This window comes from Legionella feeleii (genome assembly GCF_001467625.1).
In the GTDB taxonomy this organism is placed as follows: Bacteria; Pseudomonadota; Gammaproteobacteria; order Legionellales; family Legionellaceae; genus Tatlockia; species Tatlockia feeleii.
Map to the genome: position 1 here is coordinate 89654 of NZ_LNYB01000085.1, position 23101 is coordinate 112754.

Consider the following 23101-nt stretch of genomic DNA (forward strand, 5'->3'; position numbering starts at 1 on the left):
TCATTTTCAGGAAAGTTGATTATAATTAAGGTATGAAACTGCCAAAAAAGATTAAAAATAGTGCTCGCCGAGTACGTGAACACCTAACGCCAGCGGAAATTGATGAACTTATCCATGCAGCAAAAAGCACTGGACGACATGGCCTGCGTGATGCCACCATGATTTTGATGGCATTTCGGCATGGCTTGCGAGTTTCTGAATTGGTCTCCCTACGCTGGTCGCACGTTGATTTAAAACAGGGCCCGCTTTATGTTGTTCGGTTAAAAAATGGCATAGCATCACAGCATCCATTATTTGGCCCAGAGTTGCGGGCGCTCCGCCAATTACAGCGTGATTACCCAGATACAGATTATATTTTTATGAGTGAACGCCTATCCCCTATGACAACGGATACATTTCGTAAAATTGTTGCGAGGGCTGGTGAGCTAGCCAAGATTGGCATGCCGATTCACCCACACATGCTTAGGCATTCCACCGGATTTAAACTGGCTAATGATGGACGAGATACTCGGAGCATTCGGCATTACTTGGGGCATAAAAACATTCAGCACACAGTGCGGTATACGGAAATAGCAGCAATACGATTTAAAGAGTTCTGGAATGACTAACTGTCCGGAAATTTCTGAGGTTTGCGGCTACCCCTCCTAGCCATGAATATTTTTCTGATAGAACAAAAAATCTAGCCATTCAATTAGAAGGTGAAAATGCATTTTCCGATCGAATATTTCAAAAATATTTTGCTGATTTCTATGATGATAAAAACATTCGCGAGCATTATTTATTAGATAAATTCGGAAGTTTGTATTTAATTGATCATTGTAATCAGGACTCATTTCTAATTATTCATACCGATAAAACCCTTAATACCTTTGTGGATGTACATGGCGATGTGAAATGGGCTGAATCCATTATTTCAAAAATAAAAAGCAGAAAATTAATTCCTTTTTTTGGAAAGAATAGAGAGCCTTGGGAGGTTTCTCAAAGTGAATGGGAAAATTGTTTGCATCATGCCAACGTTTTACAAGGTGAAAAACAGAATTACTACATAGCTCATATAGAGAACAATAAGTGAAAATAAAGATTTTCTTAATAGTTTTTCCTTTTTTTTTAGCTTCCCACCAACTATTCTCAAAGTCATCAAATAGAGAACTCAATGTCACCTTGCGCTCATCAGAGATAACTCTCGATCCTGGAGGTGTTCAAGATAGCCAAAGTATGTTGATTTCACATCAAATTAACTGTCAGCTAGTCACAACAGATAGTTCAAAACTCATATACGATGTCGCGGAATCTATTATGTATATTAGCCCTTTAGCAATTATGATAAGGATTAAACCTACATCAAAATTCCACGATAACACTCCAATTACATCTGATGATGTGATAGCTAGTTTTGAATATATAAAAAAATCCAAAACAGTCTTCAATAGCTTTTTCTCCCTAATTAAAGATATTCGTAAAATTAACGATAATAAAATAGTGTTTATTTTAAAAAAAGAAAATCCCCAATTCTTAAAAATTTTATCGTCATCTATTTATCCAATTTTCAAGAAAGACTTTATTGCAGAGGCCGCTAAAAATAAAATATTATGGAACTTTCCGATGGGGTGTGGCAAATATAAAATTTCTCAATTTGAAAAAAATATAATTAAAATAGTTCCTATCAAAGATAAAGGGTTGCCAATAAATTTTCATATTATCAAAGAAAATCAAATTTCTTCAAATGACTTGGATAAATTTGACATAATCACTGTAAGTGTTGTGGGCGACACTTACAATATCGCAAAAAATTTCGATACAATAGAAATTTTCCATCCAAAACAATTTTATATTGGTTTAAACGTAAATAGTAAAAGATGGAAAAATAAAAAGGAGAGATGTGCGTTTTTAACACAATTAGATTTTAGTAAAATTATAAAATTGCATAGATCAGAAATAACTAAAGCAACTGATTTATTACCAAATGGAACATTAGGTTATAGTGATAATGGACAATATCTTAAAAAATTAAAAGAAAATGCCAAAAGATCTGTAGCAAGTGAAAGCAAGAACCCTTTGTGCATATCATATTTAACTGTATCTATTCAGGATGAATATAAGCAGGGTATTTTAGAGCCAGTAAAACAATATTTTCCAAATATATATGAAAAACCAATAAATAATGTAAATAAATTCGGTGGAAAATTTTTAGAGTACAATTGCGATGTGATTTTCTTCTCTTTGGTTAGCACCTATTTTGATGGGTATGAATTCTTAACTATATTTGAGAATAATGGCGCAAACTTCACTGGCATTAATGATAGAAATCTATTTGAAAAATTAACAAAAAGTCAAGAAGCATATTCACCAAAAAAAATGGCTCTAATTTACAGAGAATTAATTAATGATATTGCAAATTATTGCGTCATTAGACCAATCTTTACATACCCTTTTACAAAGGCTCTCATAAGAAAAAATTTAAAAGCACCAAGAATTGGTTTGTCACCCTTATATCAATATGATTTTGGAAATATTAGTTGAATAACAACAAACGAAAACTAGCAAATATAATTGCAAGATTTTTTATTTTCTCACTGATTATTGTTTTTATATTTACATTATTAATTGGACTATATTTTAATGGATTTTATGAAAAAGACAAACTCAATGAAAGTTCGCAAAAAATACATAATATACTTATGCAATTAATTGCTCCTTCATTGAAGATATCCGATATATCGGAAGTAAAAAAGCTTTTATATATGTCTTCAAGTAAAAATGAACAATTCATCATTAGAAATCAAGATAAAACTATCATTATGTCAGATTACGGGCAAAAGGATTTATATAATTACATAAGAAACTACAACCCCTTAAATTGCCCAAGTTCAAATCAATTGGAATCTATATGGCCTGTTAAGTACTTAATTACTTGTTCTCCATTGCTTGACCCGGAAAATCCATCTAGGAAATTAGGAGAGCTTTTTAGTTTAAAGAAAAAGACATCTTTTAGTTTATCACCCTTGATTATTTATATAGTTGCTTTCCTAATTGTACTTTTCTTAATTTTATTTTCTTTGTTGAAAAAAATGCTTGTTAAACTATTTTTAAACCCAGTTATTATCTTAAAACAATACCTTTCCAATTGCCCGCCTAACTCTGTAGAAAATATTTCCGAGAAAATAAACACTATTCCTTATGAGTTATATGAAATTAAATTAACCTTTGATCGGGAGTATTTAAAGAGAGTTGAGGCAGAAAAATATAAAGCTATCGTTGATATTATAGCAGGGCTTTGTCATGATATTCGGTCACCATTGGCATGTTTAGAATTATGTATTTCGGAAGCTAAAACTCATTTACCTAATCCAATTATTGAAATTCAATATGAGGCAATTAAGAACATTAGAAACATTGCTAATAATGTGTTAGAAAAGTATCGTGTGGATAATCAATCAAATTCAATTAATGAAATTTACATCAAATATTTCTTACTTTCATCAATTATTGAGACGGTTGTTTCACAAAAGAGATATGAATGGCGCCATTCCTCTGTGGATCTTGATTTGTCAATTAACGAAGACGCAAGCTCATTTTGGTTAGAATCAGATCCAAATGAAATCAAAAGAGTATTATCAAATCTTATAAATAATGCTTATGAAGCATTAAAACAAGAGAGGGGACAAATTAAAATTTCCATGACCAAAATGAACAATATAATTTCCGTTTGTATTTCTGATAACGGGAAAGGGATACACCCTCAGGATTTAGAGCGAATTCTAAAGGGCTACAGCACAAAACATCTAGGAAAAGGTTTAGGGGTGTCAACTTCTAAACAATTTATAGAACGGATGGGTGGAGGTATATCCATTTCCTCTACCATAAATGTAGGTACAAAGATGTACTTGGATTTTCCAATTAGTCAAAATCCCACTTGGTTTCCAGAATATTTGCTAATCTACAGTGATAGTGAAATTATTGTATTAGATGATGATACTTCGATTCACTCTTTCTGGAAAGAGAAATTAAAAAAATATGCGGTTAAGGTGAAAAGTTTTTTTTCTGAGCAAGAACTCCTTAATTGGCATCATAATAATAAAAGCGAAAATCAAATATTCATAATGGATTATCAATTAGGAACCGAGCAAGCAAATGGGTTAGAGCTCCTAAAAATAATTAACCCAGAAAAAAAAGGGTATCTAATTACTAGCTTTGCCGAAGATATTAATCTGCAAAACGAAATATCCAAGTTGAACTCATGGCTATTCCCCAAAAAACTACTTGGCTCAATTAAAATACATTTTAACGTTTAAGCAAATATCTTTTGTATTCCGCTAAGACTCCAATGATGTAATCGTTTTCATCAAATTTCTCAATGTGTTTTTCATAAATCATTGATTTTAAAAAATACACGGAATTTTCAACTAATAATTTTTTCAATATGGGGGTTCTTTGCATCTTGCTAGAAATAAGAACTATATTTCCATCTTGTGGAGTTAACTGGGGATCTATTAATAGTAAAGTTCCTCTACTGAAATCTTGATAGTTGTCTCCTTCAACTATTAAAGCAAAAGCATCTTTAGAGTAAGAGTTTTCAGATAAGACTGATAGTTGTGAAATATTTTTAACTTTTGATGGGTTAATAGCCTCGTCCCAAGATATCAATGGTAGAGAAGACATAGCTGGCTCAGGAGTCAAGCAGCTTTCCCCAATCAACTGACTAACAGTAATTGAAAAATGTTGAGCTATTGGAATTAATGTTAATAGCGTAGGATTTCCATTGGGTATGCCTTGACGAAGCCGATTTATAGTGGTTGTTGGAATCCCTGTGTAATGACTCAATTGAACACCATCAATTTCATACTGTTTCATCAATTGATTAAGAATTTTTCCTAACTTTTCTGATGGAGAGCTGTTAGTTCGATATTCACTATGCATTTTGTATGTTTTGAATGGCCTCAACACGACATTCTATGTCAATCCCTCTTTTTAGACAATTGGTGATAGATTTAGGTTTATCACTCCAAAACCCATAAATGGGTTGACTAAGACTTTTTAACGCAATAATATAACCATATACGGTTTTTTAACATTTTAAAACCATTCTTGGTTTTCGTTAGAGGACTATAGCTTCTAAATCTATCTTCTTATTTTTCTTTCAAGAAATGTTTGTTTTGCAATGGAAGAAATAAGCGAAGATTTTCGTTGGTGAACTAAATTGCAACAAATAAGCATTTTTAATAAAGCACTACGCCAGCTAGACGATCACCTCTTTGAGCTGCCCCATTTATGCCGGGTTTTGATGCATAGTTTGTTTAAGCACTGTGATTTTAAGACGGGGCGTATCACCAACATTACGATGGAGCAGATGCAGCGTGATCTCTATGTGGCTCCTGCTTCAGGCAGAAAGCGCCAGAAGGTGACTGCGGATACCATCCGTGGCGCCTTTCGCACGATTCAAAAATTTAAGCCAAAGGAATTTATCTTCTCGGTGGAGAAGCAACGCATTGTCATTGAGCTTCCTTTTATTCGAGATCTCTTTGCTGATTTTGACGCCCAGAATAAAGAAGCCACGGTCAAAGCAGGGGAGGGTGAGAGTGAGGAAACGCAGGCCAGCTCTTGCGAGAAGAGTGAAATACCCACTGTCTCAACAGCGGCTAAAATCGCCGATCTGACCTCAACAGCAGAACTCAATACCCCTGTAAAGAAGTTTAATATTAATAATATAAATAATAACAATAAGGCGTTGCCTAAAAAGCAACCAATCACCGATTCATTCACACCAAGTAGCGAGACGATTGAGCAAGCCCTCTCTCTTGGCTACCACGATGCCCATAAGCCCGAAGTCATTGCTGATTTCATTGCCAAAAACAAAGCCTGGGGGTCTGCTTTTGCGGATTACCAGCCGGTTTATTTAAATTTTTTGATGCGCCGTGCAGAGCGCTTACAGCGTAATAATCAACAACCATCATCCTCAGGGAGAGATTTTCATGCAGACCGCCGTCAACCGTCCAAAGCCCGCCCACTCACTGCTTCAGAGCGTGTTATCAGAGCCTATGCCGATGAGTTTGACTACTGTGAGCGAACCGGCCAGTTCTTCGAAAAAGGCTACCTTGCCCAAAGCATTAATCGCTGTGTTATGGAAGCAACTCTCTGACATTTATGAGTCGCGCTTTACCCGTGAGCATGGCGAGAGTGATGCCTCGGGTGTGTGGTATCAGGCGCTTAACGATTTAAGTCGTGACGACCTTCGTCATGGCCTTTATGCGCTCTATCGTGACATCCGTTTTGAAACCTGGCCACCGAACTGTACCCAGTTTCGCCACCTTTGTTTAAAGCGGACAGGGGAGGGGATACCGACAGTGCATGAAGCCTTTCGTGAAGTGCAGGCTCATTTATTGTCGCCAAAGCGTACCCGCTGGTCGCATCGGGTGGTCAAGCATGCGCTAGCCCGTACCGGTGTCGTCTTTATGGATAAGGCAGCTGTGCATCAGAGTTTTGCAGTCTTTAAATCGGTCTATGAGGCACTTTGCCAGCAGCTGGCTGAGGGTGTTTTGTTGGCCGAGGTACCAGAGGAGGCTCTGTTGCCTGTTAGAACACGTTCAAAACCCATTCCCAACCTTCAATCCCTACTGAGGAGAGCTTGATGAGCCAGTGCCTTTTTGATGCTGAAACACCGGAAGAATTACTGGAATTATTTCGCCTCTCAAGCCGCACCTTATGGCGTGCCTGGGATAAAACCCAGCACCCTGATTTATGGCTTGCCTGGGGGAAGGTGGTGGAGGCCTGCCAGCTTTTGTATCGCTGCGAGATGAAGGCGCAAGTGCATTAAAGACTCATTGAGGAGACAGGGATGGTCAAAGGAAAAAAAGAAGAAGCGGGGAAGGGGTTTATTGACCCGTTAATCGCGAAAGTGTTTTGCCTGCATGGTGTTTTTGCAGGATTGGGATTGATGGTTTTAGCGGTATTGCATCATTAACGAAAAAGGAGGGGAGTCATGCTGATAGTAACGCGTCAAGTTGGCGAAAGAATTCGTTTAGGAGCCAATCTTGAGATTGAGATACGGGCGATTGAGGGCAATGAAGTGGCGATTGCCATTCACGCGGATAAGCGCGAGCCTTTTCATGCCACGCCACCCCATAAACTGTACGGCACACAGGAAGGGCGCTTATTTCGTGCGGCCAATGTCGGCCACCTTTAATTATTTACACAGGGAGTTTACTGCAATGACCTTATTCACCCCAGCAACCCGCTTGACCTTATTAGGCTTGAGCACCGGCCTTTTAATGAGTTGTGCTGCCACCCAGACGGTACTCGAGCACGGCAAATTAAGTAGCGATACCAAATTAAGCAAGACCATTTTTCTAGACCCTGTTGCACCCAATCAAAAGAGCGTTTTCATTGCGGTGAAGAACACCTCTCAGGAGCAGCTGGATTTCTCGAAACCCTTAGCCCGTGCTTTAAAAGCACAGGGCTATCAGGTGATGGCAAGCCCTGAGCGTGCACACTATCTTCTGCAGGCCAATATTCTTAAGGTTGGCAAAATGAGTCAGTCGGCAAGCCAGACGGCCTTAGGTGGTGGTTTTGGTTCAGCACTGGCAGGCGCTGGAACTGGTGCGGCTATCGGTGCCTTGACCGACAGCGGCCACAACGTCTTAGTCGGCGGTCTTGCCGGAGGTGTTGTGGGGCTGGCTGCCGATTCGCTGGTTAAAAATGTCAATTACACCCTGATTACCGACGTACAGATTTCCGAGCGGGTGGGCAAAGGCGTTAAGGTGTCTGAGCAGTTTAATGCCTCTCTGGATAATGGGTCATCGTCAGGCACGGTTCAAACCTCCACCAGAGACAGTCAATTCATGCGTTACCGCACCCGTGTGGTCTCCACCGCGAACAAGGTGAATTTAAGTTTTAACGAAGCAAGACCCGTCCTTGAGCAGGGGCTTGTGAAAACCCTAAGCGGTCTTTTCTAAGATAAAGGACGCCTTTTAAGCGTCCTCACAACTTAACAAATTTTATTGAAACATCAGGCCATTAACGCCTGTCAGGGGAGCTTTGACCGTGAATTTCGCAAAACAACGACTACTGACGCCTGTTGCCTTGGCATCCATTCTTTTCACTGCCACAGGTCTTGCGGGCAACGTCACTCAGATTAACCGCTATGCGACGGTTGATAACAAGCCGATGGCTTCGCAGATAAATCCGTTACTGACCGTGCAGCAAATCCATTTTCCGCAGCAGGTTCATACGGTTGGTGAGGCGATGGAATTCTGGCTGCAGTACTCAGGCTTTGTTCTGGCCCAACCAGAACAGTTGCCGCAGGCTTTACGCGAGGTACTCAAACAGCCGCTGCCTCAGGTAGACCGTAACTTAGGACCGCTGACGGTGCAGGATGGGCTGGAAGTTCTGGCAGGGCAGCAGGTGTTCACCCTGGTGCAGGATCCTTTGCATCGCAAAGTCAGTTTTAAACTAAAGCCCCGCTATGCCGCGCTTTTAACCAGAACAAAAGGAGGCAGGGCATGAAAGCACTTGCTGCGCTAAAACACCGTATTCTGTTTCCGAAACGAAAAACCATGGCCTTTGTTCTACTTGGACTCACCATGTCCGCAGGCGCTTTCATGGGGCTTGTGGCCCGTGAGGCGGATGCTGCCGGCACTTATGAGGAGGCGAGCACAACCCTTGTCATGGCTCGGTTAAATGCCTTGCAGACTCAGATTACTTCGTTGCAGGAGTCCGTTGCAAAGCCCTTCTCTGAGGTTGACTTAGGTGCCATTGCCCGACAAATCAATGCGCTTGCCCTGCGTGTTGACGCCTTGAAACCGGCTGACTCCGAAGCGCTCACTCATCAGCTTTCCCAAAGTCTGACCAAGACGGAATCAACACTTGGCAGCCAGCTTAGTTCGATACAGGAGGCGGTCAGCCAGCTGCGGCCTGCAAAAACCCCTCGCTACCTAAAGCCTGCGAGCCTGCCCTTTAAGGTAGTGAGCGTGGACTCGATTCAGCAAACCCCTGTGGCCAGCGTGGCTTACGATTTTAAAACCATTCCACTGGAAAAAGGCGACCAGCTGGCCGGATGGCGGTTTTTAAGCATTGACTATGGCAGGCAGCGTGTGGAACTTGAAAACAGCCGCAAAGAGCGGGTTCTGCTGACGCAGGCTGAGATTGGCTAAGGGGAGACGCACATGATTTATCTCGTTCTTGCAGCAGCCCTGGTTGTTTCGACACTGGGAATGCATCGAAATCAGGCGGAGCCTGTAAAAAAGACGGCTGTGGCCATGACGAAACCGGCTCTGCCTAAACCGTCACCTGCCAGAAAGCAGGTACAGGCTCTCGATGCACGGCTGATGATGGATGGCATCGAGCTGATTAATTTAAGCGAGACAAACCATGCCTAACCGATTGCCAGCCCTCATGCTTTGCCTGCTCTGCAGCCCCTGTTTTGCGCAGTTAACCATTCCAGGTCTTACCGGCGGGGAGATTCAGGCACTGGCACTTCGTGATAAGACGCTCGCAAAAACAGGACTTGGGGTGAATGAGGATGAACTTGCGGCAGCAGAGAACAGCCGCAGCCTGGCACTGACGGAGGCCGAGCGCCATGAGGCATTGGTCTGGGGGCTTGGCGAGGAGGAGGAAAAGCGTTACCTGGCACTGATGCAAAGCCGCAGTGGTCTCTACTATAAGGGGCTTAACTTAAGTCCTGTTGATATTTTGGGTATCAATGCGCGCGATGAGGCCGAGCGTGCGCATTTTGCCGATTTAGCCGCCCGGCAGGAAGCACAGAAGGTCGCTAAGAACATCGCCTGGAATAACGCCTTTTACAAAGCCTACAATCAATTGTTTGCCCATGTGCCGGTAGTTGGTGACTTTGACCCATCGCCTTATTCGCCAACAGCCTACAAGCCGATACGCCTTCACGAAGGCGATACCTTGTTTCTGTTCATCAAACCAGAGGATGCCATAAAAACAGTCCTTTTGACCCTGATAGACGCAATGAATGCCAGCGCCAATACACGACTGCATCTCATGCTGATGAGCATGGATGACAGTGCGATTCAGGCGTGGGCAAACCAGCATCAAATTCCGCGCGAGCTGGTAAGCGATGGACGTCTTACCCTCAATCACGGTGAATTAAGTTTTGGCGCGCTGAGCACCCCTAATAAAACCACGCCCTTGTTGCTGTTGGCACGAAACGGCGCCTCAAGCGTTGTTGATTTGGGGGTATTTTAATATGCGGACCCTGTTTTTTTTCATTACCTGGCTTTTCATTGCGACCTGTTATGCGCTGAAAGTGATTGCGCTTGAGTCACCTGTTATTGATGCCGCGCCATACTTAGGGGCAGGACCGATTCAATCGACAAGGGACGGGATAAAACCGAGACCGCAGGCGTTTCCCTTGCCTGTAGTAAGCCGTATAAAGCCTGGCGTCGTTGGCAGGCATGCCATTAACAACAGCCGATTAAGCCATGTTCTTTTTGTCGTGGGGGATGACCTTGGCTCACGCGCCTGGTTAAAGGCACATGCAGCGCTTCTGCAAAAGAAAAAGGCGCTGGGTTTCGTTACCAATGTGGCCACCTCAGAAGCGCTGCATGAATTGACGCAATTAGCTGGCCTTCCCTTGCAGCCCGTTGATGTCGATGAGCTGGCCGCGTTGCTGGCTGTGCATCATTACCCCTTTGCCTATGATTCGGGGGTTGTATGGCAGTAGCCAGCAGACAAAGACCGATTAAAAAATCGTCCTGGGTTAAACGCATGCTGGTGAGCTGGGTTTGTGTGGCCTTTCTTGGGTGGCTGGGTTTAATGGGCTGGGCAATAGTGTCTTTGGCTCGTGCGGGGTTTGAGCCAACCGTTGATGCCATTGAAGCCCTTTCCCTAAAGCAGGCGATGGCTGTCAGTGCATTTGGCGATGCCTCATTGACAGCCTGGCTGAATCAACGAATTACTTTAAGAATCAGGGCTCAATCGGCGCGCGTCCTTGCCAGGGCAGAAGAGGCTTCCGGCAGACTTGCCCAACGTGCTCAGGCGCAAATGGATGCACGGCTCTGGTCGGAGACGGCTTCCATGTCGCCAGCGCTCACCCAAACCGTCAATGCCTTTTGCTTAAAGGCACACCAGATTTGGGTTTTAGCAACGCTTACCGGCCATTTACTGATGACCAAAAGTGCGGCACTGGTTGCCGCCATTCCCCTGTTTTTACTGGCCACTGGTGCAGGACTTGTGGATGGATTAAATCAACGGGCCATTCGCACCGCCTCCCTTGGGCGTGAATCAACCTATGTTTTTCATAAATCGATTCCTTTGGCGCGACGCGCCTTGTTTTGGCTCCTCTGCCTGTGGCTTGCCATCCCTCACGCCTTATCGCCAACGGTCGTGTTTGTGAGTTTAAGCGTGTTGCTCGCCTGCCTTGTCAGCGTGGCCGCCAGTCGATTTAAAAAATATTTATAGGAGATGCGATGAAAAAAACCGTGTTTGGATGGGGATTAATGCTCGTTAGTGCGGTGAGTTTCAGCAATGAGGCAGCACTTAATGAAACCCTGGTACGGGTGATTAATCAAATCAACGCCACGCTGCCCTTATTGGCCGAGGCGGAAGATGAAATTTCACCCAATGCACGCGTTCAATTGCATATCAGTGCGTTTGAAGGCAGCGATAAAAAGACCCATCCAGGGGTTCGCGATGATTTAGTGGCCATTCGCAACGCCTTGATTGACTACATCAACAAGCCTGCGATTGAACCGAAAACGGTCAAGCCTCTGGCCTTTGATTTTGTGGGGAAATAGCCATGAAAGAACAACTTGCCGGTGATTTTGCCAAAGCATTTAACGAAGCAGGGGGGCAACAGGCCCTGACCTACAGCGGCCTCATTCGCTTCGTGGCGTTGATGTGTGTGATTTTAGCCATTCTCTGGTCGATTGTGCATTTTATGAGTAACGAGGCGAAGGCATCGGAGGTCTTCCTGGTGGCTTTAGGCTCAAGAACCGTGCGCCTGCTCATCGGGCTCACCGTATTTATCGGTTTATTAACAACAAAAGGAAGTTAGACATGACGCAAACAATCAATCGCTGGGCAGCAAGGGCAAGCCTTGCTCTTGTCAATTTAAGCTACGCACCACTGCTCCTGGCTGATGACGGCTGGTTTCCGAAAGTGGCCGCAGCCGATGACATGTCTCAGGGTAGCAAGAGTGCCATGACCGTCTTATCCAGCGTGGTGAAACAGGGTCTGATGATTTTACTGTTCATCGTTTCGGTGGTGATGTTCACCAAATTTATAGCCACGGTATCCCATGGCATTGAGGAGGCTAAAAAACATGAAGGCGGCTCGCTGGCAGTCTTTGCCAATTTTGCAGTGATGGGCATTGTCTATCTGACCATCAGCATTGCAACGGGCTATCTGGGATACACCGTCATCAATAAATTCCAGCTCTAAGGAGGCAACATGACTACCCCGTCAAGCCGTCATTTATCCCACGATTTCCCTGCCTACAAGGGGCTTACTTTACGTGAGCTGATGAGTCTTGTGTTACTCACTACAGGGGCTGCCACAGCCCTGTTCACCCTCATCGGGTTTTTCTTAAGCTTTCCCGGTGCATCGGGATGCCTGGGCCTCGTACTCGGTTTTATTATCGGGGTAAGCCTCATGCCCAAACCGATTTCCCGCTTAAAGGCCGGGAAACCACCGGGGTATTTAATGAAAAAAGCAAGACTGAAACTTGCGCAATGGGGTCTGATGCAATCCCCTTATCTGACCCATGTCGGTCTCTGGCATACCTCCAAACGAGTAGGAGTGCGTCGTGTTTAATTACTGGAACAGGATTGATGCGCTCAATCAGGTTAATCGTGTGCTGGTCGTCTTTATTGTTCTTCTGGCACTGCTTGCTGCAGGACTCATCGCGGCCTTAAGCATGGCGCCTAAGAAGATGGAATTCTGGCTGGCACCCGGCATGGGTGCGAATGGCGGCTTAATGAAAGCAGGGGAGGTGCCTGATGAATACGTGCATGGCTTTGTTACCTCCTTAGTCCCGTCCCTGAATACCTGGTCTCAAATGGGAAAAGAGGAGTTTGCAGCGAACATTCAAAGCTTTCATTACTATTTCACCCCTCGCCATCAGGCGCTTATGACCGAGACCTTAACCGCCTACCAGCAGGCCCAGCTTTTTAATCGGGCGCAGGTAGCGAGCCTGTATCGTTTTTTAGAGCCCGCCGATGTGAAGCGATTAAGCAGCACCAGCTGGGAAGTGCATGTGGTCTTACGCATTACCCAGCGCCTAAACGACAAAAGCCCCCTGGTGATTGCAGATAAAATAGTGGATTACCACCTGCGGGTCGTCAAGGTGACCCTGTCCCGATTGCTCAATCCCTTTCAGCTGGCGCTTGATGGCTACACGAAGCCTGAGCGTCTGGTCAAAGACCTGTTAAGCCTGGAAAAGGCAGGAGACGACGATGCACGTTAAACGATGGCTTCTCACTATGATGCTTTTTGTCGGCACAGCGACTGCCAACGCGCTGCCCACACAGCATGTGCTCTGGGATAAAACACCCATCCACATTACGCTGCCATTGAATCAGGAGCGCCTGATTCGCTTTCCATTGGCCATTCGCATTGTGGATTCTGAACTCGACAAGGACGTGGGGCTTATGAAAATTCAGGAAGCACTTTACCTGCACGCCAAAAAACCCTTTGGCAATAAACGACTGGTGGTGCAGTTAATGCCTGAGGGCGAGCCCATTGTGCTGAGCCTTTCAGCAGACAAAGAGGCGACGGATGCAGCCCCCATTGATGTCTTAATGGCACCCGATGAGGACGATTCGCCAAGAGAAGGGCAGGAGGATGAGGTACAGCACAGCAGCACAGCAGCGAATGCAAATCCCGTGTCATTAACCCGGTTTGCCATTCAGTCGCTGTATGCGCCAGCGCGTCTGCTGGTAACCCCTCCCGGGGTGGTGCGCACAGCGATGCGCACCCATAAAACCATCACCCTGGTTTATGGCGCCGCTATTTTGGCAAGGCCCTTAATTTCCTGGCGGGGTGGGGATTTGTATGTGACCGCCATTGAATTAAAAAACGAGCTTAAAAAACAAGTCGTCATCTCGCCACGTCATTTAACAGGCAACTGGCAAACCGCGGCGTTTTTCCCAACCAATACGCTTGAGGCACGGGGAGGGGCTGATACGACCACGGTGTTTGTAGTCTCTGACCGACCCTTTGGCGAGGCATTATCACAGCTGCAGGAATTTGTCCGATGAAAAAGAACCTAAGCCTTAAGGTATTAACAGGGGTTGTGGTCGGTGTGGTGGCGCTGGTCTTAATCAATTCCGGAAAAAGCAGGGAGCCTGCTGCCGAGCGCTTAAGCAATCCCAACAACATCAATGAAGCCATCGCCAGTCAGTTTAATGACAACATTCGTGATGTCTCGGCCCGCCTGGTAGAGACCGAAGAAAAAATGCGCGCCATCGAAGCGCAGAATAAAACATTAAGCGAGCAGAATAGAGCCCTTAGCGCCTCGAAGGAAGACGGTGGGGTAATCGTTCGCCAGGAACTTTCGCCAGAGGCCGCTCAAACCATCGACGAGCTGAAAAAGGAGCTGATGCAATTAAAAGAATCACGCGCGTCTGCCAACAGGGATGCAGGCTACCCCGTAGGAGAGCTTGCTCAAAATGAAACGCGTCCTGCAGTAGTCGGCGTCACTGATATTGATGCACAACTGATGAAAAATCCCTTAAGTGAACAGGAAGTGCGTTACTGGACTAAATTCAATGAACGTCGAAAACGCGCTCAAAAAAAACGGACTCGTACCGTTAAAAATACCATGCCCAGTCAGAAAGCTGACAGGCACAGCATACCTTATTACACCATTCCCGCAGGAAGTGACCTGGGCAATACAACCCTGTTATCGGCACTCATCGGTGAAGTTCCCATTGACGGCAAGTTGATGCAGCCTTTATTTCCCTTTAGCGCCATGATTAGTCGCGGGGATTTAATGGCATCGAATGGCATCGCACTTCCTCCTGATATTTCAGGGATGAAAGTCAGTGGCTACGCCATTGGGGTTGGCTCCTTTTTAGATAATATTTCCTGCGTCAGGGCGTATGTCACCTCCGTTTTATTCACCTTTCAAGACGGTCATTTTGTCGTGGTCGGCCAAGAGCGGATGACCAGTTCGGTTGATTTAGTCAATAACGACAGCTTAGGCTATCTAACGACTGCCTACGGGAATCCGTGTATTCATGGCAACTACTACACCAACGCCCCGGCCGTTCTTACTGCCATGCTGGCAGCGGGGGGCATGGAAGGCGCAGGAAATGCCCTGTCACAATGGCAAATGACCTATTTTGCAGGCCCCAACGGGGCCAGTGCCGCCCCGACTGGCTCCTTTGCCCCTTATGCCGCAGGCGGCGCGCTGGCGCAGGGCTCTGCCAAAGCCGCTGACTGGCTTGAAAAGCGGATTCAAGGCAGTTTCGACATGGTGTTTGTCCCTGCCAGCCTGCCGTATCGGATGGGGAATCAGACCCGTTACCGCCCTAACCGGATGTCACTTCATTTCACTCAAACCATTCAACTCGATAAAGAACCCAAAGGGAGGGTATTGGATTATGGTCACTTACAACACTATACGCATGATTTTAGTCTCAGGTAGCCTGTTGCTGTTAAGCGCCTGTTCAAGGTCGGTCGCCTCAGGAATCATTCCTGAGGAAGGGCTTACTGTCAGCCAGATTTACAACCAGAGTGTAGAGGCATCCGCGCCTGCCTGGACTGCGCCCCGTTTTAAACGCAACGCCCGAGGGCAGATGGCAGTCAACTATCAGGGTGAAACACGAACTGCCGTGAATGAAACCAGCGCCCTGTTCAAGGCGCTCGATAATCCAGCGGTTCCGATTTACATCTACCCGCATGTGGCGCTCATTGGTGATGAACAGCTGATAAAACCAGGGTACACCACTGAATTTTTTCTCTATAAGCAAAACCAGTTCGCGCTCGCCAGTGAACGCTACTGATTAAGGAGAAGGGGATGAACCGTGTAAACAAGGCCATCAACTGGCTGTTAGGCGAGGGCAGCGAAAGCCCTCTGAAAACAAAAACCATCGAGCAGGGCTATGCCAAAGAGGGTCCTTCCCTGGCAGAGCGTCTGGGCTTTGTTGATTTTTGTGATGAAAAAAACCTGTTCTTACTCAATGACGGGGTGAGTGTCGGCAGCGGCTTTGAATTAGGCGACATTCCCGCTGAGGCCACCTCCCCTGAGCACCTGCAGGCGGTCTTTGCTAAAATCCGCGACACGTTTGCCAATGTGGTGCCCTTACACAAAGACGACCCCTGGGTTATGCAGATGTATGTCTGCGACGAGTTCACGTTAGAGCCGGTGCTAAGGCACATTCAAAACGCCATTGAGCCTGCGCTTTTAAAATCCGGATTTACCGAAGACTACCTCCATCGACTTCAGGATTTATTTCAAAAAATGGTACGCCCCGAAGGATTGTTTTTAGATCCCAAAACAGGGGCGGCCTTTCGTGGTCGACGAAGGCGAATTCGCGTGCTGTTTTATCGCCGCTATCAGCAGATTAAAACAACGCGGGAGGCGGCAGTAACGGAACATGAGGACGTATGCGCGCAGATTGCTGCCAAACTCATCTCGCCGGGACTGACGTTAAAACGCCTGACCGGCAAAGCCTTTTACAGCTGGTGGGTCAACTGGTTTAACCCAAGACCGGCACTGACTGGCGGCGACAGCGAAGCCCTGTTAAAACGCTTCCCCTATCCCCAAAAGAATAAGCCTGCCAGTTTTTGCTTTCCTCAAAACATCTTCTTTAGCCCTGTGGCAAGCGATGAGAAGGGGTTTATTTTTGATGGTATTAAGCATCGCGTACTCTATGTGGACGGCTTAAAAGAAGCCCCCGAAATTGGTCTGATTTCCCGTGAAAAACCGCAGGCCAATCCCAGGCATCGCTATGCGCTTCTCGACCGTTTGCCTGAGGGCTCTATTTATACGCTCTCGGTGGTCTTTGAGAGCGACGAATCACTTGATGCGCACCTGATGCGCATCGAAAAGGGGGTTATCGGCACAAGCCTTAAGCCCACCGAGGTGCGTCAGGACATTAAGTCTGCCCGTGATGAGCTGGCCTGTGGCAACCGTCTCTTTTGGGTGAATCAGGCGGTGTATTACCGGGGCGAGGATGACAGCAGGCTCTTGCAGATTGAAAAAGAACTGCACTCGCTGTTCATTGATGCCAGAATGCCGCTTATTCCTTCCCAGTTTGATTTACATCCATTAAACAGCTACCTCAACAGCCTGCCCTTTAGTTTTGTTCCCTCTTTTGCACGCAGACATCTCTGTTACGACCGCTTAGTGTTTGCATCAGAGCTTGCCGCCCTGCTCCCCGTGTATGGGCGCAATCAGGGGGCCAGACACCTTCCCTGCCTTACCTTCTTTAATCGCTTAGGGGAGCCTGTTCTATTTGATATTCTGCACCATGACTTCATCAGTCAAAACTCGCATATGGCTCTTTTTGCGAACTCCGGGGCTGGAAAGTCGGTGGCAACCGGCTGGATGATTAATTCCCTGATGGCCACTAAAAATGCGCGCATTGTTTTGTTTGAGATGGGCAACTCCTTTGACCGCATGCTCATTCACGCCAAAGCGATGGGGAAGGCCACCAAACAATTATTACTCAGCAACCAAAAGAGCAAGGCAATTCCCCTAAACCCCTTTTGTGAAGCCTACAAGGCGATACCTGAAATCAGTGAGAATTTAACGGAACAGCAGGCCGAAAAACTGGCGCAGAAGATGCTCGATTTACAAAGCAGCCTCGATGTCAAAGCGCAAAGCGTTGAGCTTGATTGTGATGAGGAATCACGCAGCTATTTAGGTGAGCTTTTGTTAGCCCTGCGCACCATGATAACGGAAGCGAACGAGAAGGAAGAAGCGCTCTTTTCCTTAAGTGATGAAACCCTGCTGATTGAAATTTTAAATGATGCCATCCTGACGTCCTTTAAAAATGACGTGCCGCAGATGCTGACTGAGCACGTATTGGACGCCTTTGCCAGGCGACTGGCACGTGAGGAGAACCCGCGCAAGAAAGACCGTATTCTGGAGATGCACGACCGGCTGAACAGTTATGTGATTAACAGCAGTAAATCGCGCTTTTTTAACGTCCCCACGGAACCACTGGGAGACTTTGACATTTTTCATATCGATATTTCAGCCATTAAAGACGATAAAGGCAAACTGGCTTTGGTCATGGTCTCCCTGCTGCCGCGCATCCTCGCGATGGCCGAAGCCACACAAAACGACAACAGGCCGACCTTTTTATTCATTGATGAAGCCCACTTACAGTTTCAGATTGAGGTCATTGTGTCCGCTTGTCTTCTGGCCGCAAAAGTGGCCAGGAAATTAGGGTTATGGCTCGTGCCTGTTACCCAGAACGTTGCGGACATGAGTTCAGAAAAAGCCACGAAGATTCTCTCACTGATTGAAACCTGGATTTTGCTGGGTCTTGATGAAAAAGAGCTTGCCAATATAAAAAAATTCAAACAGTTAACCCCGGAACAGGAAGCCCTGATTCGGGACATTGACTCGCAAAAAGGCGTCTATTCGGAAGCGGTTTTATTAGGCTCACGCTATCAGGGTTTGTTTCGCGTGATTCCACCGCGTTACCTGTTAGCGCTACTCCTGAATGAAAAATCAGAAAAAGCAACCCGACATCGTCTGGAGGAAGAACATGGCGTACTTAAAGCGGCAGAACTTGTGGCTAAAAGCCTTGAAAACAAAGACAGCAGCAGTCTTGAAGCGGATTTTTTTTATGACGATTAGCCTGCTGAGCACGGACACCAGTGCTGCGCGCATCGAGGTCTTTACGACCAGCGCACACCCTGTGGCGCTTAATGGGGTAAAGGCTCAAGTCTGTGTGCTTGATGCACTCACCGACTTGACTGCGGCGTTAAACCGTCCTGGTGCGGCGATTGCCAAAGTGGGGCAGGTCGATTCGGTTCACAATGCGCGTCTGACTGCCTTTTATCGCTGCCAGGCGCAGGCAGGACTGTATGGTCTGGCCTCGCTTCCCGCCATCGTTATTGACCGTACCTATGTAGCCTACGGTCTGCGGTCTGTGGATAAAGCCCTGATTGCAGGCCGACGTTATAGCGAGGTTCATCATGATTAAGTGGCTCCTCTACTCTGGCCTGCTTTTTTGCTCCATGACTGCGCTCGGCGTTGAAAGCACCCGACCGACAACGCCTGCCAGCACCCCTCAGATTGCCGCCAGAGTCTTCAAAAAAGGCATGGAAAACAGCCATTTTCGCATCATCGGCAGCTGCCTGTGGCTCGAAGGTCATTTTCCACCGAAAGTAACCCCAGGCCCCGCAGTCTCGCAGTTTATTCCTGATTTAATCGTGACCGTGTCCAATCACCCCGGTGAAAATCCCTGGGCTGAGGCGAATGGGCTTTATGAAAACAAAGCGGCATTAGCCGCCTGGCAGTCCGCGTTTAAAGCAGCCTTAAACCTGCCTCTTGGCTTTGGCGATGGCAGTGGGCAGCTGGCCTCACAGCGCCTTAATGAAGACCGAACCCGCGTGGTCAGTGTCATCGGCTCGCCCTCTGCGGTCTATCCACTCAAAGGGGTAACCCATCGCCCGGAAACCACGTTCATGAAACTGTATTACTCAAGCCTTGCGGATGCGGTGAATGAGAGGACGGAACTTGGCGAGCTCGCTTATATGGCAACGCATCCGCAGTTGTTAATCAATCATGAGATTGGCAGTGCGTCTTACTTTTGGGGTCATGAACTGCCTCGGTTAATGCGCATAACGCAACCCTCACGCTTTAGAGCCTCCGTCGTGGCGGCCATGCATGCGGCTGATATCGTAACCAACGAAGGCATGCACTTAAAAGTACCCACGACCAATGCCTGCGGCCCTCACTGCGTGGTCGCCAATGTGGTGTTTGACCCTAAGCAGAAGCAGGTTATCTGGCAGGAAGTCTACCCGAAAAACCGCAACATCATTCCAGGCGACAGCGCGGATGAGGGCATCGATGATGAGGCAAAAGGCAATGGCAATTATATCTTTGTGGTGTGGCGCAAATACAAGGGCTGTGTCACGCAGCCAGGTAAGCTCTTATGGGGAATGCCGCCTGTGGGCAGCCCTCAAAAACGATAGGAAGAAACAATGAAATTACGTGCAGCGGCGTTTGGTGTTTTATTCAGCAGCGGGGTTTTGGCAGGGTCGCTCTTTCCAGAGCAGTCCGACTATTACTATCAATTAGGGAGTTCCTCGGATGTGTTCGTTCCACCGCTCAATCGCGACCAGACCGTGACCATTGAAGGGTTTATTCATGGAGGCGGGTTAAGCTGTAATTTATTCAATCCGGTCGTCTCTATTACCAACACCTTTCAGGATTTAAAAAACTCCGTCAATGGCATCCCCGCCGGGGTCATCGATAATTTAAAAGGCTCGGTTGCAGGGTTCCCCATGTACAAGCTGCAACAGGCCATGCCGGGTCTTTATAATATTTTACAAAATGCCTCTGCCGGGGCGCAAAATGAATTTGCCTTAAGAGTCGCTGATTGCCAGGAAACAAAGCGAGCACTTGAGGAGGGCAATTCTCCGATTAGCGGCATGCTGTCCATCTCCGATTCTCAGGGGTGGCTGGATGCGGCAAGGCGCGCTAAAAATGGCGAGGCTGTTGATATTTCAAAAGCGGCCAAAGACATTGCCAATAAGGGGGAAGAATACGGACTGCCTTGGCTGCATCGAGGCAAAGGCAATGCAGGCGGGAGTAAACAGGTTCCGATTAAAGTCATTAATGATGTCGTGATTGCAGGGTATAACGTGCTGCTGAGCTCATCACGCGCCCTTGATGATACCACCGCGGTTACCGATGAGACGCTTAAAAAAAATCGGTTCGTACAACGCTGGCCTGCCCCGGAGGATGCAGCCAACTGGGCGGTTCTCGTGTTAGGCGATATTCAGGTGAGCCATAAAAAAGAGAAGGGCGCACACGATGCCCGTGCAGGCATTGGTCTATCCCCGCTACTTAAGAGTTGTCCTAAGCGTGCCAGCAGTTCCACCTGCGTGGCCAGTGTCAGTAAAACCCTGTGGAAACTGGTTGACAACGCGTTGCCGTTAACCGAGGAGAACCTGCGTAAAATCAGCGCGTCGAATGTGATGATTACCGATGAAATCATTACCGCCATTCAGCGTATGCCACGCGAGCAGCAAATCATCACAGTCGCCAAATTAGGCGAAGAGATTGCCATTCAAAACCTCTTGGAAGAAGCGATTATGTTACGCCATCTCTTACAGGCAGGCATGCAAATACAGGAAGTGCAAAATTTAAAACCAGCGCATGACATGGTCAATTCAGCGCTTACTAAACTCGATAAGGAAATCCACTCCTTGGCCTTTGAAAGTGACGTTCGTAAAAAAATGATGACCCAGACCTTAAATCTGATTATGGCCATACGCCGCCATGAGTTAGCGAAGGCCGTTCCTGGCAGCACGCATGAATCCAATCTGATTAAAAGCGGTGCGGTTTATCAAAACAGCGGCAAGAAGGAGTAGCGCCATGATTGTGTTCAGTCCCTTAGCGTTGTATACCACGTACCTCGGCTGGCAACAATACGATGTGCTGTTTGATGCCCTGTGGCAGACGGGGTTCTTATATCTTGGGTTTTTGATGGTGGGGTATCGCTATCTAAAAAACGTGCTGGCACCGGAAGGCTCGACCCATCATGCCGCAGAGCATGCACTCAACAGTTTTTTGTATGAACTGACCCTGACCTTCTTCATCTGCGCGATATTTGTCTACCCCTGCGTTCCTTTAGAACAAAAAGGCCTGTCATTTAAGCCGATGTGTACGATGAAAAAAGGCGCTGAGGTCAGTGAATCGCATATTAACAACACAGGAACGACTTATGATGAAGCCTTTGCCAACATACTGAGCAATCAGGTCAGAATGCCTATTGGCTTTGCACTTATACAAAACCTGTTTTCCAGTTTTAGCTATGGGCTTATGAAAGTTGCAGGATGTACTGACAGCCTCCAGTCAATCCAGGGCGATTTGATTTCAACCTACATTCCAGGGGCGCTGCGTCAGCAGGCCCTGCAGTTTCATCGCCAGTGCTTTTTAGAGGCACGTGGCAGTTATTTAAACGAGCCTCGCAGTGAGGCGGAACAGGAACAGATTAAAAAAATATTGAAGCGTCATGGTGGTGAGGACGATCTGAACTGGATGGGTTCTAAAACCTTCCGTACCTTTTATTACGGCAAATTAAGAGCAAGGGAACCAGTGCCCGGGTTCTCCTACAGTCAATACCCTAATTCCAATTTTGAGTCGGCAGCAAAAGAGGATGCATCGATTAAAAGCCACAAACCTGCCAATGGCTATCCAACCTGCAATCAATGGTGGGACAAAATTCAGGCTGACCTGGTGAAGGCATCCGAACGGGCAGGGTATTTCGACAAACACATTGGCAGACTTGATGTCAGTAAACGGGTTCTTGATTACAAGGAAAAGCATCAGTCTGCCTGGAATTCTGATTTAACCCCACAGGACTACATCGCCAAAGTCTTAATCCAGGACAACCGTGATTTGCAGGAACAAAGTGCTGAATCGCTGATGAATACCACCAACAGCAGCATCGGAACCTCGCTTTCCCGCGGTCTTGTGAATATAGGGCAATCCGTTAAATCGTATACCTCGACGCCTTTAAAAAGAGAGGCCACCCTGCAGACCCTGCCGGTCATGCATGCATTCTTCACGTTTTTCCTGATTGTCTTTACCCCGCTTGTTCTTGCTTTAAGCGGTTACAGCCCGCGTGCTTTAGGCGCACTCTGCGGCTTGTATGTCATGGCGATTTTTGTGCAATGCATCTGGCATTACGTGGGCATTTTAGAGCGCAGCGTCATTGACCCCATGGGCGACAGTGATTTGGTCGCTGCCATGCGCAACATGGCCGTGCTTTTTTACTACGTCGCCCCTTTATTGCTTTTTAAATTATCCAGTCATTTTGGCGGGGATGCAGGGGCTGGGCTGGCGGGTCTAATTTCGTCTTCACAGAGTGCCGCAGAAACATCTGCTGATTCAGGAGAAAAGACTGCCAAAATAGGGCTTAAGGTTGCATCGCGGGGGATGTTATGA

General features: G+C 46.6%; 29 protein-coding genes. 28 read left to right on the plus strand and 1 reads right to left on the minus strand.

The window, feature by feature from the left end; genetic code table 11:
* The first annotated feature begins 32 nt into the window (after nucleotides 1-32).
* The 3 genes from Lfee_RS12600 to Lfee_RS12615 all read left to right on the plus strand — a co-directional run bounded on the left by Lfee_RS12600 (nucleotide 33) and on the right by Lfee_RS12615 (nucleotide 4292).
* The gene (locus Lfee_RS12600) at nucleotides 33-608 is read left to right on the plus strand and encodes a tyrosine-type recombinase/integrase (protein ID WP_058447360.1); all 576 of its coding nucleotides are present in this window, start codon (nucleotides 33-35) and stop codon (nucleotides 606-608) included.
* Between the two features lie 460 nt (nucleotides 609-1068).
* Complete coding sequence (locus tag Lfee_RS12610; RefSeq protein WP_058447362.1) at nucleotides 1069-2520, plus strand: ABC transporter substrate-binding protein; 1452 nt, start codon at nucleotides 1069-1071, stop codon at nucleotides 2518-2520.
* Nucleotides 2517-4292: a sensor histidine kinase gene (locus tag Lfee_RS12615; protein WP_058447363.1), complete on the plus strand. Its 1776-nt coding sequence runs from the start codon at nucleotides 2517-2519 to the stop codon at nucleotides 4290-4292. The genes Lfee_RS12610 and Lfee_RS12615 overlap by 4 nt, the downstream gene beginning before the upstream one ends.
* On the opposite strand, the gene Lfee_RS12620 is transcribed toward Lfee_RS12615, so the two are convergent.
* On the minus strand, nucleotides 4282-4917 hold the full coding sequence (locus tag Lfee_RS12620; RefSeq protein ID WP_112854831.1) for a helix-turn-helix domain-containing protein: 636 nt from the start codon (nucleotides 4915-4917) through the stop codon (nucleotides 4282-4284). The two genes, Lfee_RS12615 and Lfee_RS12620, sit on opposite strands and share 11 nt — an antisense overlap.
* A 280-nt stretch (nucleotides 4918-5197) precedes the next feature.
* Between Lfee_RS12620 and Lfee_RS12625 the strand changes: the two genes are divergently transcribed.
* From Lfee_RS12625 to Lfee_RS12740, 25 genes are all read left to right on the plus strand, one after another.
* Nucleotides 5198-6136 (plus strand): hypothetical protein, encoded by a 939-nt coding sequence (locus Lfee_RS12625; RefSeq protein WP_058447365.1) that lies wholly within the window; start codon nucleotides 5198-5200, stop codon nucleotides 6134-6136.
* Nucleotides 6114-6626: a hypothetical protein gene (locus tag Lfee_RS12630; protein ID WP_058447366.1), complete on the plus strand. Its 513-nt coding sequence runs from the start codon at nucleotides 6114-6116 to the stop codon at nucleotides 6624-6626. Before Lfee_RS12625 ends, Lfee_RS12630 begins: the two co-directional genes overlap by 23 nt.
* Nucleotides 6626-6811: a hypothetical protein gene (locus Lfee_RS12635; protein ID WP_058447367.1), complete on the plus strand. Its 186-nt coding sequence runs from the start codon at nucleotides 6626-6628 to the stop codon at nucleotides 6809-6811. The genes Lfee_RS12630 and Lfee_RS12635 overlap by 1 nt, the downstream gene beginning before the upstream one ends.
* A 21-nt stretch (nucleotides 6812-6832) precedes the next feature.
* Nucleotides 6833-6958 carry a hypothetical protein gene (locus Lfee_RS17825; RefSeq protein WP_256593821.1) on the plus strand — a complete coding sequence of 42 codons (126 nt, stop codon included), beginning with the start codon at nucleotides 6833-6835 and terminating at the stop codon, nucleotides 6956-6958.
* Nucleotides 6959-6976: 18 nt separating this feature from the next.
* A complete protein-coding gene (locus tag Lfee_RS12640) occupies nucleotides 6977-7180 on the plus strand; it encodes a carbon storage regulator (protein ID WP_058447368.1) in 204 nt (67 codons plus the stop codon).
* Between the two features lie 25 nt (nucleotides 7181-7205).
* Nucleotides 7206-7949 (plus strand): complement resistance protein TraT, encoded by a 744-nt coding sequence (locus Lfee_RS12645; protein WP_058447369.1) that lies wholly within the window; start codon nucleotides 7206-7208, stop codon nucleotides 7947-7949.
* Nucleotides 7950-8061: 112 nt separating this feature from the next.
* Nucleotides 8062-8499, plus strand: a complete 438-nt coding sequence (gene pilL2 / locus Lfee_RS12650; protein ID WP_238584948.1) for a PFGI-1 class ICE element type IV pilus protein PilL2 — start codon at nucleotides 8062-8064, stop codon at nucleotides 8497-8499.
* Nucleotides 8496-9146 (plus strand): hypothetical protein, encoded by a 651-nt coding sequence (locus Lfee_RS12655; protein ID WP_058447371.1) that lies wholly within the window; start codon nucleotides 8496-8498, stop codon nucleotides 9144-9146. Before pilL2 ends, Lfee_RS12655 begins: the two co-directional genes overlap by 4 nt.
* A gap of 12 nt (nucleotides 9147-9158) precedes the next feature.
* On the plus strand, nucleotides 9159-9371 hold the full coding sequence (locus tag Lfee_RS12660; RefSeq protein WP_058447372.1) for a hypothetical protein: 213 nt from the start codon (nucleotides 9159-9161) through the stop codon (nucleotides 9369-9371).
* Nucleotides 9364-10203, plus strand: coding sequence for a TIGR03759 family integrating conjugative element protein (locus Lfee_RS12665; RefSeq protein ID WP_058447373.1), 840 nt, complete (start codon nucleotides 9364-9366; stop codon nucleotides 10201-10203). The genes Lfee_RS12660 and Lfee_RS12665 overlap by 8 nt, the downstream gene beginning before the upstream one ends.
* 1 nt (nucleotide 10204) lies before the next feature.
* Nucleotides 10205-10681 (plus strand): PFL_4695 family integrating conjugative element protein, encoded by a 477-nt coding sequence (locus Lfee_RS12670; protein ID WP_058447374.1) that lies wholly within the window; start codon nucleotides 10205-10207, stop codon nucleotides 10679-10681.
* The gene (locus Lfee_RS12675) at nucleotides 10672-11418 is read left to right on the plus strand and encodes a DUF4400 domain-containing protein (protein ID WP_058447375.1); all 747 of its coding nucleotides are present in this window, start codon (nucleotides 10672-10674) and stop codon (nucleotides 11416-11418) included. The genes Lfee_RS12670 and Lfee_RS12675 overlap by 10 nt, the downstream gene beginning before the upstream one ends.
* Before the next feature lie 38 nt (nucleotides 11419-11456).
* Nucleotides 11457-11753, plus strand: a complete 297-nt coding sequence (locus Lfee_RS12680) for a hypothetical protein (RefSeq protein ID WP_370447018.1) — start codon at nucleotides 11457-11459, stop codon at nucleotides 11751-11753.
* Between the two features lie 2 nt (nucleotides 11754-11755).
* Nucleotides 11756-12013: a hypothetical protein gene (locus Lfee_RS12685; protein WP_058447377.1), complete on the plus strand. Its 258-nt coding sequence runs from the start codon at nucleotides 11756-11758 to the stop codon at nucleotides 12011-12013.
* 2 nt (nucleotides 12014-12015) lie between these two features.
* Nucleotides 12016-12399 carry a hypothetical protein gene (locus tag Lfee_RS12690; RefSeq protein WP_058447378.1) on the plus strand — a complete coding sequence of 128 codons (384 nt, stop codon included), beginning with the start codon at nucleotides 12016-12018 and terminating at the stop codon, nucleotides 12397-12399.
* A gap of 9 nt (nucleotides 12400-12408) precedes the next feature.
* Nucleotides 12409-12771 carry a TIGR03750 family conjugal transfer protein gene (locus tag Lfee_RS12695; RefSeq protein ID WP_058447379.1) on the plus strand — a complete coding sequence of 121 codons (363 nt, stop codon included), beginning with the start codon at nucleotides 12409-12411 and terminating at the stop codon, nucleotides 12769-12771.
* Nucleotides 12764-13423, plus strand: coding sequence for a DUF2895 family protein (locus tag Lfee_RS12700; RefSeq protein WP_058447380.1), 660 nt, complete (start codon nucleotides 12764-12766; stop codon nucleotides 13421-13423). Before Lfee_RS12695 ends, Lfee_RS12700 begins: the two co-directional genes overlap by 8 nt.
* Nucleotides 13413-14216, plus strand: a complete 804-nt coding sequence (locus tag Lfee_RS12705) for a TIGR03749 family integrating conjugative element protein (RefSeq protein WP_058447381.1) — start codon at nucleotides 13413-13415, stop codon at nucleotides 14214-14216. The genes Lfee_RS12700 and Lfee_RS12705 overlap by 11 nt, the downstream gene beginning before the upstream one ends.
* The gene (locus tag Lfee_RS12710; RefSeq protein WP_058447382.1) at nucleotides 14213-15607 is read left to right on the plus strand and encodes a TIGR03752 family integrating conjugative element protein; all 1395 of its coding nucleotides are present in this window, start codon (nucleotides 14213-14215) and stop codon (nucleotides 15605-15607) included. The genes Lfee_RS12705 and Lfee_RS12710 overlap by 4 nt, the downstream gene beginning before the upstream one ends.
* On the plus strand, nucleotides 15564-15965 hold the full coding sequence (locus tag Lfee_RS12715; protein ID WP_058447383.1) for a TIGR03751 family conjugal transfer lipoprotein: 402 nt from the start codon (nucleotides 15564-15566) through the stop codon (nucleotides 15963-15965). Before Lfee_RS12710 ends, Lfee_RS12715 begins: the two co-directional genes overlap by 44 nt.
* 14 nt (nucleotides 15966-15979) lie before the next feature.
* A complete protein-coding gene (locus Lfee_RS12720) occupies nucleotides 15980-18775 on the plus strand; it encodes a conjugative transfer ATPase (protein WP_058447384.1) in 2796 nt (931 codons plus the stop codon).
* A complete protein-coding gene (locus Lfee_RS12725) occupies nucleotides 18765-19124 on the plus strand; it encodes a DUF1525 domain-containing protein (RefSeq protein WP_058447385.1) in 360 nt (119 codons plus the stop codon). The genes Lfee_RS12720 and Lfee_RS12725 overlap by 11 nt, the downstream gene beginning before the upstream one ends.
* Entirely contained in the window at nucleotides 19117-20118 is a 1002-nt protein-coding gene (locus Lfee_RS12730; RefSeq protein WP_058447386.1) for a TIGR03756 family integrating conjugative element protein, read from the plus strand. The genes Lfee_RS12725 and Lfee_RS12730 overlap by 8 nt, the downstream gene beginning before the upstream one ends.
* 9 nt (nucleotides 20119-20127) lie before the next feature.
* On the plus strand, nucleotides 20128-21522 hold the full coding sequence (locus Lfee_RS12735; RefSeq protein ID WP_058447387.1) for an integrating conjugative element protein: 1395 nt from the start codon (nucleotides 20128-20130) through the stop codon (nucleotides 21520-21522).
* A 4-nt stretch (nucleotides 21523-21526) separates the two neighbouring features.
* Nucleotides 21527-23101: a conjugal transfer protein TraG N-terminal domain-containing protein gene (locus tag Lfee_RS12740; protein WP_058447388.1), complete on the plus strand. Its 1575-nt coding sequence runs from the start codon at nucleotides 21527-21529 to the stop codon at nucleotides 23099-23101.